The sequence below is a fragment of the Pseudomonas sp. B15(2017) genome (assembly GCF_002113215.1).
In the GTDB taxonomy this organism is placed as follows: domain Bacteria; phylum Pseudomonadota; class Gammaproteobacteria; order Pseudomonadales; family Pseudomonadaceae; genus Aquipseudomonas.
Genome location: NZ_NEJZ01000020.1, coordinates 112,182 through 123,742, shown reverse-complemented (window position 1 = coordinate 123,742; position 11,561 = coordinate 112,182). Strand labels below are relative to the sequence as shown.

The window sequence follows — 11,561 nt, the reverse complement described above, 5'->3', positions numbered from 1 at the left end:
TTACCCGTTCAGCGCAAGGGCAATGCCGTTAGCAACGGCAAACTCCATGCGTCTCCAGTGTTCGTCCTCCAGCCACTTGGCCGTCCCCATCGCCTCGGGCGTGGGTTCGGCACCAGGTAGCCAGCGGTGCGTCAGGGCCATCAACTGGCCCAGGCCGTTTTCGCTCAGGCGCTCAGCGTGCTCGAGCGCTTTTTTACGATCACCTCAACGTTGGGCGCGTATTCCTCCAGCAGCGCGCCGGCGAGCTGCATCACCATCACCGGGTTTGCCAGCAGCGGTTTCAGCGTGGCCTTTTCCTCTTGCTTGACGGTGGTCATCAACAGGTTGTTGCCCGGGGCGACCTTGTTGGTTTGGGTCAGGGCGTTGAAGTACTTGGTCACGTCCGCCGGTGTCAGGTTGAAGGTGAATTCCTGCTCGCCGACTTCCAGGGTGATTTCGGTGTTTTGCTGGCTCATGGGGTATCGCTCTTTTTGAGGTTGGGAAAAGTGGTGCTCTGGGGCGCCGGCGATCGCCGGCAAACGCCCAGGGCGTATTGCTGCAGTCCGACGATCATTTGCCGGCTTTGGGCGAGTTGATCTCTGAGGGTGAAATAATCCTGTCGAGCGTCTGCAGCGAGTTCGGCGCGTCCTGCATCAGCCACGCGGGCGGTGCCGGCGGTGGCGGACACAGATCCAGCGGCGGGACAGGTGGCGCTGACGTACAGCCGGCCAGTGCCATTGCCAACAGCGCGGCGCAGGCGTTCGTTTTCAGTGCGTGCATCGGTCAATTCCTTGGTGTTTCGTTGGTCGATCGCGTCCCGCTCAGCGAGCATTTCGCCGCTGATGCGTGCTGCTTCGCGCAGGCCGCCGGCCTCCCATTTCGCGCTGTCGCGCTCGCGCCTGGCTTCGTCGCGCTGGCCTGCAAGTACGTCAAAACCGATCCAGGCAACCAGGCACAGCACGACCAGGAACAAGGCTCCGCGCAGCATCACAAGCCCTCCGCACACAGCCGGGATTCGGCCAGCCGGCGGTTGTGCAACCCAGGTACAAAGCGCTTCTGGCCCTTGGCGTCAGTCACAAAGGCCCATACCGGCGTCTTGCCGTCCGGTGCCCATGCCAGGGCTTTGCAGCCCTCGGCAATGCGACCGGCGTTGATAAGCGCGACCGCTCGACTGGCGCAGGTGCTGGTCACGCCGAAGTTATGGCCATGACTGGTGAGTGCGTCGAACGTGTTCTGTCCCACGTCCGGGTTGGTGATGCACTCGGCCAGCTGCAGCTGCGTTTTGCGGATCACCATCTGCTCAACCTCGGCGCACTTGGCCGGCGACCAGTAGTCGCCGACGATGACCGGGTACGGGCTCGTAAACCGGGTGATGCCTTTGCAAACCGTGGGCAGTCCGCCGGCGAGCTTGTCCGCGTAAACGGTGTTCTGGCCGTTGCCTTCCCAAGTGCCCAGGAAGATCACCAACGGGGTGCTAGCCAGCGCGATCACGCCGGCCATGATCCTGCCGCGCAGGCTCATGGGAACCACACGCGCAACAGTGCCGGCACGACCATCTGCAGCACGGCGCCCACCAGCGTCAGAATCGTGAGCAAGCGCCCGACCTTCGAGCCGATCACGTTGACCGCAAGGGTCAACGCCTGCTGCCCCTTGTTCAGTTCCTTGAGCTGGCCAGTCATGTTTTCGAATTGCTGTTCAAGCTTGGTCACACGAGTCGGCACAGTGTCGTGACGACCTTCAAACTCGTTCATGCGGTGCTCGATCACGGCGATTTGCCGCTCCAGCGTTCCCAGACGCGAAGTTTCAGTGGTCATCGGCGTTTACTCTTCTCGACGTCCGTCTGGCACGGGACGCACCGGGTTATGCCACCGTGCGCCTGGCGCGCCGGCGGGATTGGATTGTCGCAGTCCTGGCAATGGGTCAGGCTTGGCCCGACCGGCACAGACTTGCTCAGCTGGGCCTTGATCGCCTGGTCACGCTGGCGTTGCTCCAGCTCCTGGGCGCGGTCGAACCAGTCCACCATCAGCGCAGCCCCTCGGTTTCAGCAGCGGCCAGGTACGGCACGCCGTTGATACGGATGAAATCCGGACTGGTGACGTCGAACGGAACCTTGTGTTTGCTCTTCTCGCCGCCCTTGGGATCGATCGACAGCAGGCTGGAAACCTTCACCCGGCAACCGAACGCTTCCACGCGCATTTCTTCGTCCTCGCCGGCCTTGGCAAAGAACACCGCGTCAAAGGGTTTCAGCTCGCGGAAACTGCCCGCCGAGCGGGCGGCATCGACCAGCAAGTTGAAATTGGTGCTGTCCAGTTCCAGTTCGCCGGCGGCGGCGACGTCGCCGTCCACGTAGCCGTCCGGCACACCCCGGGTTTGGGCCACTGCCGAGTTGTCGGTGATGTCCAGGGTGCAGCTTTCGACGTGCAGCGCGATGTCGCCCAGGTTTACGTCAAAGTTCTTGCCGCCAATCTTCGCCATGGGGCGTTACTCCGTTTTCTCAGTGGAAAGATCCAAGGCGATGTTCGCGGTCAGGTCTTTCGGGCAGTTGTGGGGTTTGAGCTTGATGTAGGCCGCGACCTTGGTTTTCGTAAGCCAGGTCAGCACCAGGTCGCCGTCCTTAGGCGGCTCGATGTCGCCAGGGAACACCTGGCCCGCGAACGTGACGGACTTGGCCATGGCGCGCAGCGGCGCCATCAACTGGTTGGTGTTGACGGCCATGCTGTTGGGAGTGTTGTTCAGTCGGCGATCGGCCACGCGGCGAATCAGCAGCGGGCGGATCTGCCGAGCGGCCTTGTCGGTGATGCGCAGGTATTCCACGACCTGAAAGTCACTGCCGGCGGCGTCCAGCATGTTGCCGTCGCCCCAATACACGCCTGGGTAATCCGGATAGGTCTGCGAAACCGAGTAGCGCGCCCGATCCAGCTCGCTGCGCACAGCCGAGGTCAGCGGGACTTTTTCACCATCGATCGGAACAGGGCCAAGGCCCAGCACGGCACCGGTAGCCACGCGCATCGGGCTATCAGCGATGCTCACGGAAGCATTGGCCAGGCGACCGGCCAACACTCCCAGGTCATTGCCGTGCAACTGCGGTACGACCAGCACACGCGGCGCGGCGAGGTTGGCCAGCAACGCTTTGCGTTCGCTGACGTACTGCGCCCAGGTCTGTTCGGCGGTGACGCCAGGCGCGGACGCCATGACGAACACGCGGCGTCCGTAGGTGTTGTTCAGCGCGATCGCTGCGTCATGCATCGCCGACAGCTCGACGGCTGCGGTCACCGGTTTGGTAATCACCACGGCTTCCACGGAGTAACCCTGCTGCTGGGCTTTCTCCAACGCCTCGTCCCATTTGCCCTCGGCGCCGATCGGAGCCGCGACACATGCCCAGCGCTGGCCACCGTTGAGACGGGCGGCGGTGATTTGAGTTTTCAGGTCGCTGGCCGGAACGCCAAGTTCGGCGTCCAGATCGCTGTCCGTGTTCAGCGGCAGGATCTGGCCGACGTTCTTGCCGGCAGGGCCGATGAAAAGAAAGTAGCGCTCAATCTCGCTCACAGGCCCCTGGCCCAGGTTGAGATTGTCGACGGTGACTTGACCGAGTGCCATGCAGTGCCTCGTTAGCGGGGTGAAGTTAGGATTTGTTGCAACACCTGGCTAATCAGCAGGTTGGTGTCGCGTTCGGTTTCGGCGCCGATGAACTGGCGCTTCGGGAGCGTGATTTCCCAGCTCTGCGCGCCCGACGACTCGCTGCGCTGGTCATCCAGGATGCGAATCAGCAAACCTGCCTTGGCGTAATTCACATGTTCTTGAATCCACGCCACGGACGGTCTGGTCAGGCTCCTTTTGCCGGCCTGACGCACGCGAAAGCCCAACCGACGCAAGCGCTTGGCTTGTTTCTCGGTCGCGGCCAGGCCGGGCGGGGTTTTGTTCCAGCGGCGCATCTGCGCGGCGGTGCGGCGCTCGCTGACGCCGAAGTGCTGCTGGGCGGCGACCCATCGGGTCAGGGCGTTTTTCCAGCCCAGTTCCGCTTCATCAGCGGACACGCGGGTGACCACCATCAACTTGGCCAGGCCGGCTTCCATCTTCTTTTTACCTTTGCCATCGCCCCGGCGCGGGACGAACGGCGTGCCGTCCAGGTTCTGCTGGTCGCGCACACGCTTACGGCTCATCGTCCGCACGCGCTTGGTCACCTGGTTCAGCAAACGCCGGCGCAACTGCGGCGGCAGGCTCAGCAACGCCAGTTGCTCACGCACGCCCAAGCGTCCGCGCACGTCGAGTTCGAACGTGCTACGCCCCGCCATTGGTGGCCACCTCGCCGCGCTCAGCGATCCACAGATCAAACGGGATGAACGCCCAGGTCTTGCCGAAGGCTTGGATCTCGCCGTCCGGATCTTCAGACAGGTACTGCGGCTCGACGAATTCCAGCGTGACTTCCACGTCGAACAGATCGCTGTCCAAGGGCTCGACAGCGAATTCCGGCGCCGGCAGTTCGTGGCGGTCGCGATCGGCGTCGTGAGTCTCCAGCCAACTGCCCACCAGGGCCATCATGCGGGCCGGATTGGCGGCGAAACGCTCCAGGACAATCACGGCGCGATAGTGCATGTCGGCAAAGTGCATGCCGTCGACGTCGGGTTTCCAGATCAGCGACAGCTTGACCTGCTCCGTCCAGCTGTCGAGCTGTTCAGGCTCGACCAGGCGTCGCTCCAGTAGGTAGGCGGTCAACGTCTGCAGCTTGGTCATAGCAGCGCCGCCGTGATGCGGCCACGGCCCTGCAGAGCGCGCACAGCCTGCTGACTGAATGCCAGAAACGTGTCTTCACGCTCCGGCGCCTCCTTGCCGGTGTTCTCGGCGCTCTCGCGGCGGGTCACGGTGGGGAACTGCTGCAGGGCGCTGGCCTTGGCGCGGCAATACACGGCGCGCTTGTACAGCTTGGCTTTCAATGCACGCTCGGGCAGCAGCATCGGATCGGCTGTTTCTACGGCGACGATGCCCGCTGCCAGCCAGCTGGTTTTGAGCTTGGCCAGGTCGTCGTTGACCTCGGCCATCGCGATAAACAAAGCGTCAGTCAGCAGGTCGCCCAGGAACTCCGCCGGCAGGCGATAGCCCTTCTGAAACTCGGCCACGGAGAGGTTCGGCCAGAAGCCGTCGTTCTCGATCGCCTGTTCCACAATGGTGGTGGGTTTCCCGGAAAAGCTCATTGCTGACCGCTCGAATTAGGGCGGGGAGACTGTTTTTTCGTGGGGCTGTCCATAAATGGCAGACACACGTCCACAGGTCCCCGCTAGGGGGGTAGTCGGTTATTGGGCGCCGGTGACGGCGGGTGCTTGTTTGGCGATCGCCTTACGGCACTTCGCAATGCGTGTCTCGTTGCCGGCCTTGGCGTGCAGCTCGGTGGAACGTTCCAGGTGCTTGAGCGCCGTTTCCCACTGCTCGGCCTCCATGGCGCGCATGCCGATCAACTTGTGGTACTTGCTCGGAATCTGTTCGGGCAGATCCCATTCACCGTCGACACGCGGTAGCAGGTCGGACAGGTACGGCTCCGGACTGCGCTGGGCGTTGTATTCACGGAAAGCCCATTCGATCACCGCGTCCGCTACGAACGTCTGCACGTTGCGCTTGAAGCGCTCCGGCATTTCCTGGCCCTGCTCGATCGCGAAGTCCGCCAGTTCCAGACCGTCTTCGAACTGCTCGGTGTCGAACAGCCAGACCATCACCTGCACCAGGACGGGGTTCTGCATCACCAAGCCCGAATCCATGTAGCGCTGGATGAAGCCTTGGTACTTGGGCAGCAACTCAGTTCGCTTAAGCGTTTGCTTGCTCGCCAAGTTCTTTAAATCGCTCAAGCGCTTCAGGTCTTCATCCAGCGAGGCTTCCATCAGCAGCAGGTGCTTTTTCGCGTTGGCCGGACTGCTCAGGGCTTCCGCCGGCGAATACGCCAGCGGTGCCGCTGCAGCAGCGATCACTGCAGCGGTTCCCTGAGCCAAAATGCGGCGCTTGTGGGCAAGGGCCAGGCTCATGCGACCAGCTCCACGTTTTCGGTCAGCGCGATTTTCTCCAGCTGCTCGATCACGTAGCCCTCGTTGCGGCTGTTGTAATCCTCGACGCGGGAACGTTTCGGGTTGTCCACGGTTTGCTTGCGCCAGCTGGAGTCCTGGAAGTAAATCGACAGGTTGTCCCAGCTGGTGACCAGCACGCCGTTGACCGGGAAGAACGGCACGCTAAAGCTCGGCAGACCGCCGTAGGTGGCAATCACCTGGGCGTCCTCGATGCGCTCTTTCTCGGTCGGGGTGTCGCCCTGCTTGGCGTACAGCTTGGCTTTGTCAGCGGCCAACAGGTCGGAACCGATGATCGCCACCAGGTCGCCGCCGTCGCGCAGGCGTTCGTCCACCATTTGCTTGGTGTCGTGCACCAGGGCGTCGAGATTTGCGTAATCGCCGTTCGGCCCCATGGTGACCTTGCCAGGCGCCTTGCCTTCCTTGAGTACCTGCTGCGGCGCCTGTTCGCGCATCTGCTGCAGCCAGCCTTTGTTCACGTCCTGCAACATTGGATAGGCTGCGATGTCGGTCTGCGCTGCCGCGTGGGTGCCGTGGAAACCGACCATGATGCGATCCAGGGCGATCTGTTTCTGCACGGCGGCGGAGTAGCGTTGATGGAAGTCCGGAAACTTGGCCCAGGCATCGATCTTCGCGTAGGGTAGGCCCACGTCCGATTCGGTCGACGACAGTTCGTAAGTGCTGTCATCGAGCGCGGACGCATCTTTTGCTTCGCGATCGGTGGTCTTGGTGTTGGTGCGACCAGTCACCGGGCCGGACACGCCCAAGAAAACCTTTTGACCCTTGATCTCGCTCACGCCGATGACGTTGATACGCGAAAGGAAGTCCGATTTTGCCGTGATGGCGTCGTTAAGCTCTTGGGCTACCGACGGTTCCACGCTGAACTGTTTGCTGGCCAGGTCGACGCCGTAGGTTTCGGCGAGAGCAAGCTGCAGCTCGGCATACATTTTCGCGCCATAGGCGCTCAGGGAATGAGCAGCCATGGTCAAAGCACCCGCGCTTTGGACTTGTCAGTCGGGCCGGAATTGCGCGGCAACTGTCGTCCGGTGGAGGTGTTCTGCAGCGCAGTGAACTGCTTCTGCAGGCTGGTCAGCGCTGCAAGCACTGCCTTGTTGCCGCCGCCGTTGCGCTTGAATTCGCGCTGTTCCTCGGCAGTGGTGACGATCTCGTCGACAGCCGTGCTGACGTCATCGATCGGGGCTTGATCGGGTTCCGGTGCGTCTTCGGCTGCAGGCTCGATCACGGCCTGAATGCCGGCAGCGACGACCAGCAGCTGGGCCAGCAGGGCTTTCAAGGCCGTTGCGGTAGCTTCATCCATTGGGGGTTTGCTCTCGGTTGGGGTTTGCGGAGTGGTTTCGGTGGGCGTGTCTTCAACGCCGAAACGCTTGAACAGGCGGGTAAACATGGCGGCCAGGCGCCCGATCTCGCTCTGCGGCTCGATTTCGCGCAGGGGACCGAGCTCTTGTGAGGCGGCGTAGTACGCGGCGCGACTGGTGCGATTGGAGAAATACAGCTCTTGAGTGCCGAGGCTCGCCGGCGAATCAGTCACCGCCAGGCCAGTCAGATAGGCCTTGCCGCTGCCGGCGAAATTCGGGGTGATTTCAATGCTGCTGAACAGCTTCTGGCCCTGGTCGTTGAGGTACAGAAGGCGATCGTTCGGTTTCAGCTGAGCTTCCAGCGCAATTTGGCCAGGCTCCAGATCCTCACCCTCTTCAACCAAACGCACGGCGAATACGGTGCCGTGCGAGCCGGGCCAGCGTTCGTGGTCGCACCAGATCACCGCCGTGTATTTGGCAGGCGTGTAGGTCTCGGCGATGTCGCGCAGTTCCTGGGGCAGGATCTCGCGGCCATCGACGGTCGGGCCGCTGGTGGCAACACGTTTCCAGTAGGAGACAAGGGAACGGGGCATGGTCGGTGACTGCGCTCAATCGTTGAATGAGCCGCCACGATAGGGAGCCGATTTGCCCCAAACAAACGGTTGGTTTTCGGCGTTCTCCTATTTTCCGGATATAGGCGAATGCCGGGATTTAACCCCGCGTTTCCAGCGTTTTCGCCGCATAGACTGCGGCCCATGAACTACCCGACCGAAGTCAAAGAAGCCGCAAAACGCCTCTACCTACGCCGCTGTTCGGTGAAGGAAATTCAGGCGCATTTGAAGCTGCCCAACATCCGTATCGTCTACTACTGGATCCGCCAAGGCGCCTGGGACGAGATGCTGACGGATGAAGAACCGTTGAGCGCAGTCAGCCGGCGGATCACCCTGATTCTGGAAAAGATCGATCCGCTGACGGACGCCGAGCTGAAAGAGCTGGAGCGCCTTACAAGCCTGCTGGAGCGCCTAAAAAAACTCGCGGCGAAACCTGCGCCGGCAGCGCCTGCTGACCGTCCGGACGAGCCTGACGAACGCCAGCCAAGCCAACGCCGTGAGCGGCGCGAGGGCGGCGGCAAGAAGCGCGAAAAGAAGGCGAAGAACGACGTCAGCGGCCTGACCGAAGTGGACTTCTTGGATAAGTTCATCTCGAAAATGTACGGCTACCAGAAAGAGCTGTTCGAGGCGAAACAGAATCCACTGACCCGCCGTGTCCGGAACATCCTCAAAAGCCGTCAGGTCGGCCTGACCTACTACTTCGCTGGCGAAGCGTTCATGGACGCGGTGTTGAGCGGTGATAACCAAGTGTTCCTGTCGGCCAGTCGATCGCAGTCGGAGATCTTCCGCAGCTACATCATCCAGTTCGCCCAGCAGTGGTTCGGCATCGAGCTGACCGGTAACCCGATCACCCTGAGCAACGGCGCCGAGCTGCGCTTTCTCAGCACCAACAGCAGCACCGCTCAGGGCTACCACGGCCACGTCTACGTCGACGAATACTTCTGGATTCGCGACTTCGAAAAACTCAGCACAGTCGCCAGCGCCATGGGCACCCACAAGAAATGGCGCAAAACCTATTTCTCGACGCCCAGCGCCGTGTCGCACCAGGCGTACCCATTCTGGTCGGGCGACGAGTTCCGCAACAGCAAACGCGGCAAAAAGGCCGGCGGCGAATGGCCGAGCGAAGCGGCTTACACGCAGGGCGCGCTGTGTCCGGACGGTCAGTGGCGCAAGACGATCACCCTGGACGATGCGATCGCCGGCGGCTGCGATTTGTTCGACCTCGAGCAGCTGCAGCTGGAGTACGACGAAGACAAATTCCAGCAGCTGTTCTATTGCAAGTTCATCGACAGCACGCAAAGCGCATTCAGCCTCAAGGATCTGGAGCGCTGCTATTCGGATCTGTCGTTGTGGGAGGACTACAACCCGGATCTGGATCGTCCGTTTGGCAACAGCCCGGTCTGGCTGGGCTACGACCCGAGCCGAACACGCGACGACGCCACCTGCGTGGTCATCGCGCCGCCGCTCGAACCCGGGGCGAAGTTCCGGATTCTGGAGAAGCACAGCTGGCGGGGCCACTCGTTCACTTACCAGGCCGCGCAAGTCAAGAAGCTGACCGAGCGCTTCAACGTGCAGCACATCGGAATCGATGTCACCGGCGTGGGTTACGGCGTATTCGACCTGGTGCGCGACTTCTACGCCAAGGCAACGCCGATTCACTACAGCCTGGAGGCGAAAAACGCCCTGGTGCTGAAAGCCCAGGACACGATCCAGGGCAGTCGCATCGAGTGGGACGCCGGTTGGACGGACATTGCCCAGGCATTCCTGACCATCAAGCGCGGCGCCACCAACAGCGGCCAGATCACCTACAGCGCATCCCGTACCGAAGCCACCGGTCACGCCGACATTGCCTGGGCGGTGATGCACGCCCTGTCCAACGAACCTTTGAACACCAACAAGCGGCGCCGTAGCCGCTACGTCACGAGTAACCAGAGCAGCCATGGCCAACCGCAAACGCAGAAAGCACCACGTAGCCCAACCACAGCAGCAACCGATGCGCTCGTTTACGTTCGGGGAGCCGGAACAGGTGCTGTCCGGCAACATCGGCGAGTACGTGGGCGTGTTTCCGAGCGACGACGGAAAAATCTACAAGCCACCAGTATCGCGGGCCGGCTTGGCGAAGCTGTTGCGCGCCAACGCGCACCACGGCGCTATTCCGAAGTTCAAGCGCAACCTGCTGTTGCGTGAGTTCATCGCCTCGGCTGGCTGCAGCACTGAGACGATGGGACGCGCCGGACTGGACTACATGGTGTTTGGCGAAGCGTACTTCTACAACGACACCAACGCATTCGGCCAGGTGCTGGAGCTGCAGCACCTGCCGGCGATCAACATGCGCGTAAAGGTCGACGGCGGCTACGTGATGCTGCTGCCGGACAACAAGGAAATGGAGTTCGAGGCGCACGAAATCTCCCACGTCCTGGACTACGACGTGGAACAGAACATTTACGGGATTCCGGACTACCTGGGGGGCTTGCAGGCGTTGCTGCTGAATGAGGCCGCCACCCTCTTTCGCCGGCGCTACTACAGCAACGGCGCGCACGCCGGCTACATCTTCTACACCAACGACCCGGATCTGACAGAAGAGGACGAAGACGAGCTGCGCGCCCAAATCAGCGCCAGCAAAGGTGTGGGCAACTTCCGCTCGATGTTCGTCAACATCCCCAACGGCAAAGAGAACGCGATCCAGATCATCCCGGTGGGCGACTTCCAGGCGAAAGACGAGCTGGAGAAGGTGAAGAACATCACCCGAAACGACGTCATCGCGGCCTGGCGGATGAACCCCGCGCTGGCCGGCATCATCCCGGAGAACACTGGCGGGTTTGGCGACATTGAAAAGATCGATCGCGTGTACACCAGCAACGAAATTCGACCGATTTGCCAGCTGTTCGATCAGCTCAATGACCGGTTACGCGAAGACAGGCGTTTTAGCTGGAAGCCAGCGACAGAAGCAGTTGATACCACTGCATGAAACACCTTTCGGAGCGAATGCCACTACAAATTGTGGCAATATGGTGGCGATCAGCTGCCCCTGGGGAGGGACACTATGAGAGTTGTTTGCAAGTGCGGCCACAAGGGCCGAATTGCTTCACGGGAAGAGGTAACAACGGAGTTCGTGAAGCTGTATTGCCAATGCCTGGACGCAAGGTGCGGGCATACGTGGGTGTCGAACCTGACGTTCTCACACACGCTCAGTCCGTCTTCGCAGACCTTCGAACGCATGTTGATCGATCGGTTTCGCGAGTTGCCCAGGGCAAAGCAGCGGGAGCTTTTCGAGCAGTTGGGATCGCAGGCGGTGGCGTAGGTACAAACCGCCGGGGCTACAGCGCCGGCGATCGGGATCATTCAAAGAATGACGTTCAGCCCCCTATTTTCTCCCTTGGGTTGATTGCCAGTATCTCGGCCAAGCGGCGGACTTGTTGCTGTTCAACGCTGCTTAGCCTGCGATACAGAGCGACCAACCGACGCTCGATGTTGGTGAGCCCGACTAAATCTGGCTCGTTGTAATCGAACGCGGCATGATCGTTCTTCTTGCGATCCAACATGCTTACTACTCCATAAAGTGCATTGCTGAAGCGACTTTATGGGGCGTAAAAAAAGGCGATGGAATGAGA

18 protein-coding genes are annotated in these 11,561 nt (G+C 61.3%); 3 read left to right on the top strand and 15 right to left on the bottom strand.

Annotation, left to right across the window (positions count from 1 at the left end):
• The 14 genes from CAF73_RS30855 to CAF73_RS25465 all read right to left on the bottom strand — a co-directional run bounded on the left by CAF73_RS30855 (position 1) and on the right by CAF73_RS25465 (position 7,932).
• Positions 1-141, bottom strand: coding sequence for a hypothetical protein (locus CAF73_RS30855; RefSeq protein ID WP_042732506.1), 141 nt, complete (start codon positions 139-141; stop codon positions 1-3).
• A 23-nt stretch (positions 142-164) separates the two neighbouring features.
• A complete protein-coding gene (locus CAF73_RS25525) occupies positions 165-455 on the bottom strand; it encodes a putative phage tail assembly chaperone (protein ID WP_085654345.1) in 291 nt (96 codons plus the stop codon).
• Positions 452-967, bottom strand: coding sequence for a lysis system i-spanin subunit Rz (locus tag CAF73_RS25520; RefSeq protein ID WP_085704638.1), 516 nt, complete (start codon positions 965-967; stop codon positions 452-454). Before CAF73_RS25520 ends, CAF73_RS25525 begins: the two co-directional genes overlap by 4 nt.
• On the bottom strand, positions 967-1,500 hold the full coding sequence (locus CAF73_RS25515; RefSeq protein WP_085704636.1) for a lysozyme: 534 nt from the start codon (positions 1,498-1,500) through the stop codon (positions 967-969). Before CAF73_RS25515 ends, CAF73_RS25520 begins: the two co-directional genes overlap by 1 nt.
• Positions 1,497-1,793 carry a hypothetical protein gene (locus tag CAF73_RS25510; protein ID WP_085704634.1) on the bottom strand — a complete coding sequence of 99 codons (297 nt, stop codon included), beginning with the start codon at positions 1,791-1,793 and terminating at the stop codon, positions 1,497-1,499. The genes CAF73_RS25515 and CAF73_RS25510 overlap by 4 nt, the downstream gene beginning before the upstream one ends.
• Positions 1,790-2,002, bottom strand: a complete 213-nt coding sequence (locus CAF73_RS25505) for a TraR/DksA C4-type zinc finger protein (protein ID WP_085704632.1) — start codon at positions 2,000-2,002, stop codon at positions 1,790-1,792. The genes CAF73_RS25510 and CAF73_RS25505 overlap by 4 nt, the downstream gene beginning before the upstream one ends.
• Positions 2,002-2,454, bottom strand: a complete 453-nt coding sequence (locus CAF73_RS25500; protein ID WP_065257744.1) for a phage protein — start codon at positions 2,452-2,454, stop codon at positions 2,002-2,004. The genes CAF73_RS25505 and CAF73_RS25500 overlap by 1 nt, the downstream gene beginning before the upstream one ends.
• Before the next feature lie 6 nt (positions 2,455-2,460).
• Positions 2,461-3,576 (bottom strand): DUF2586 domain-containing protein, encoded by a 1,116-nt coding sequence (locus CAF73_RS25495; RefSeq protein WP_085704630.1) that lies wholly within the window; start codon positions 3,574-3,576, stop codon positions 2,461-2,463.
• 11 nt (positions 3,577-3,587) lie between these two features.
• The gene (locus CAF73_RS25490) at positions 3,588-4,271 is read right to left on the bottom strand and encodes a phage virion morphogenesis protein (RefSeq protein WP_085704628.1); all 684 of its coding nucleotides are present in this window, start codon (positions 4,269-4,271) and stop codon (positions 3,588-3,590) included.
• Positions 4,258-4,710, bottom strand: a complete 453-nt coding sequence (locus CAF73_RS25485) for a phage tail protein (protein WP_085704626.1) — start codon at positions 4,708-4,710, stop codon at positions 4,258-4,260. The genes CAF73_RS25490 and CAF73_RS25485 overlap by 14 nt, the downstream gene beginning before the upstream one ends.
• Positions 4,707-5,168: a head completion/stabilization protein gene (locus CAF73_RS25480; protein ID WP_085704624.1), complete on the bottom strand. Its 462-nt coding sequence runs from the start codon at positions 5,166-5,168 to the stop codon at positions 4,707-4,709. The genes CAF73_RS25485 and CAF73_RS25480 overlap by 4 nt, the downstream gene beginning before the upstream one ends.
• Before the next feature lie 99 nt (positions 5,169-5,267).
• On the bottom strand, positions 5,268-5,987 hold the full coding sequence (gene gpM / locus CAF73_RS25475; RefSeq protein WP_085704622.1) for a phage terminase small subunit: 720 nt from the start codon (positions 5,985-5,987) through the stop codon (positions 5,268-5,270).
• Complete coding sequence (locus CAF73_RS25470; RefSeq protein WP_256574810.1) at positions 5,984-7,006, bottom strand: phage major capsid protein, P2 family; 1,023 nt, start codon at positions 7,004-7,006, stop codon at positions 5,984-5,986. Before CAF73_RS25470 ends, gpM begins: the two co-directional genes overlap by 4 nt.
• 2 nt (positions 7,007-7,008) lie before the next feature.
• Positions 7,009-7,932 (bottom strand): GPO family capsid scaffolding protein, encoded by a 924-nt coding sequence (locus CAF73_RS25465; protein WP_085704620.1) that lies wholly within the window; start codon positions 7,930-7,932, stop codon positions 7,009-7,011.
• Positions 7,933-8,094: 162 nt separating this feature from the next.
• On the opposite strand from CAF73_RS25465, the gene CAF73_RS25460 reads away from it, so the two are divergent.
• The 3 genes from CAF73_RS25460 (at position 8,095) to CAF73_RS25450 (ending at position 11,251) form a co-directional block, all read left to right on the top strand.
• Positions 8,095-10,137, top strand: a complete 2,043-nt coding sequence (locus CAF73_RS25460) for a terminase large subunit domain-containing protein (protein WP_085704618.1) — start codon at positions 8,095-8,097, stop codon at positions 10,135-10,137.
• Positions 10,064-10,918 (top strand): phage portal protein, encoded by an 855-nt coding sequence (locus CAF73_RS25455; protein WP_256574809.1) that lies wholly within the window; start codon positions 10,064-10,066, stop codon positions 10,916-10,918. The genes CAF73_RS25460 and CAF73_RS25455 overlap by 74 nt, the downstream gene beginning before the upstream one ends.
• 75 nt (positions 10,919-10,993) lie before the next feature.
• Complete coding sequence (locus CAF73_RS25450) at positions 10,994-11,251, top strand: ogr/Delta-like zinc finger family protein (RefSeq protein WP_047293252.1); 258 nt, start codon at positions 10,994-10,996, stop codon at positions 11,249-11,251.
• A gap of 55 nt (positions 11,252-11,306) precedes the next feature.
• Here the strand turns inward: CAF73_RS25450 and CAF73_RS25445 are convergent, their stop codons facing one another.
• Entirely contained in the window at positions 11,307-11,492 is a 186-nt protein-coding gene (locus tag CAF73_RS25445; protein ID WP_085704616.1) for a hypothetical protein, read from the bottom strand.
• Between the last annotated feature and the right edge of the window lie 69 nt (positions 11,493-11,561).

Bases quoted from the DNA above. Each gene is read 5' to 3' on its own strand.
- CAF73_RS30855 (WP_042732506.1), bottom strand. From the start codon at position 141: ATGGCCCTGACGCACCGCTGGCTACCTGGTGCCGAACCCACGCCCGAG.
- CAF73_RS25525 (WP_085654345.1), bottom strand. From the start codon at position 455: ATGAGCCAGCAAAACACCGAAATCACCCTGGAAGTCGGCGAGCAGGAA.
- CAF73_RS25520 (WP_085704638.1), bottom strand. From the start codon at position 967: ATGCTGCGCGGAGCCTTGTTCCTGGTCGTGCTGTGCCTGGTTGCCTGG.
- CAF73_RS25515 (WP_085704636.1), bottom strand. From the start codon at position 1,500: ATGAGCCTGCGCGGCAGGATCATGGCCGGCGTGATCGCGCTGGCTAGC.
- CAF73_RS25510 (WP_085704634.1), bottom strand. From the start codon at position 1,793: ATGACCACTGAAACTTCGCGTCTGGGAACGCTGGAGCGGCAAATCGCC.
- CAF73_RS25505 (WP_085704632.1), bottom strand. From the start codon at position 2,002: ATGGTGGACTGGTTCGACCGCGCCCAGGAGCTGGAGCAACGCCAGCGT.
- CAF73_RS25500 (WP_065257744.1), bottom strand. From the start codon at position 2,454: ATGGCGAAGATTGGCGGCAAGAACTTTGACGTAAACCTGGGCGACATC.
- CAF73_RS25495 (WP_085704630.1), bottom strand. From the start codon at position 3,576: ATGGCACTCGGTCAAGTCACCGTCGACAATCTCAACCTGGGCCAGGGG.
- CAF73_RS25490 (WP_085704628.1), bottom strand. From the start codon at position 4,271: ATGGCGGGGCGTAGCACGTTCGAACTCGACGTGCGCGGACGCTTGGGC.
- CAF73_RS25485 (WP_085704626.1), bottom strand. From the start codon at position 4,710: ATGACCAAGCTGCAGACGTTGACCGCCTACCTACTGGAGCGACGCCTG.
- CAF73_RS25480 (WP_085704624.1), bottom strand. From the start codon at position 5,168: ATGAGCTTTTCCGGGAAACCCACCACCATTGTGGAACAGGCGATCGAG.
- gpM (WP_085704622.1), bottom strand. From the start codon at position 5,987: ATGAGCCTGGCCCTTGCCCACAAGCGCCGCATTTTGGCTCAGGGAACC.
- CAF73_RS25470 (WP_256574810.1), bottom strand. From the start codon at position 7,006: ATGGCTGCTCATTCCCTGAGCGCCTATGGCGCGAAAATGTATGCCGAG.
- CAF73_RS25465 (WP_085704620.1), bottom strand. From the start codon at position 7,932: ATGCCCCGTTCCCTTGTCTCCTACTGGAAACGTGTTGCCACCAGCGGC.
- CAF73_RS25460 (WP_085704618.1), top strand. From the start codon at position 8,095: ATGAACTACCCGACCGAAGTCAAAGAAGCCGCAAAACGCCTCTACCTA.
- CAF73_RS25450 (WP_047293252.1), top strand. From the start codon at position 10,994: ATGAGAGTTGTTTGCAAGTGCGGCCACAAGGGCCGAATTGCTTCACGG.
- CAF73_RS25445 (WP_085704616.1), bottom strand. From the start codon at position 11,492: ATGTTGGATCGCAAGAAGAACGATCATGCCGCGTTCGATTACAACGAG.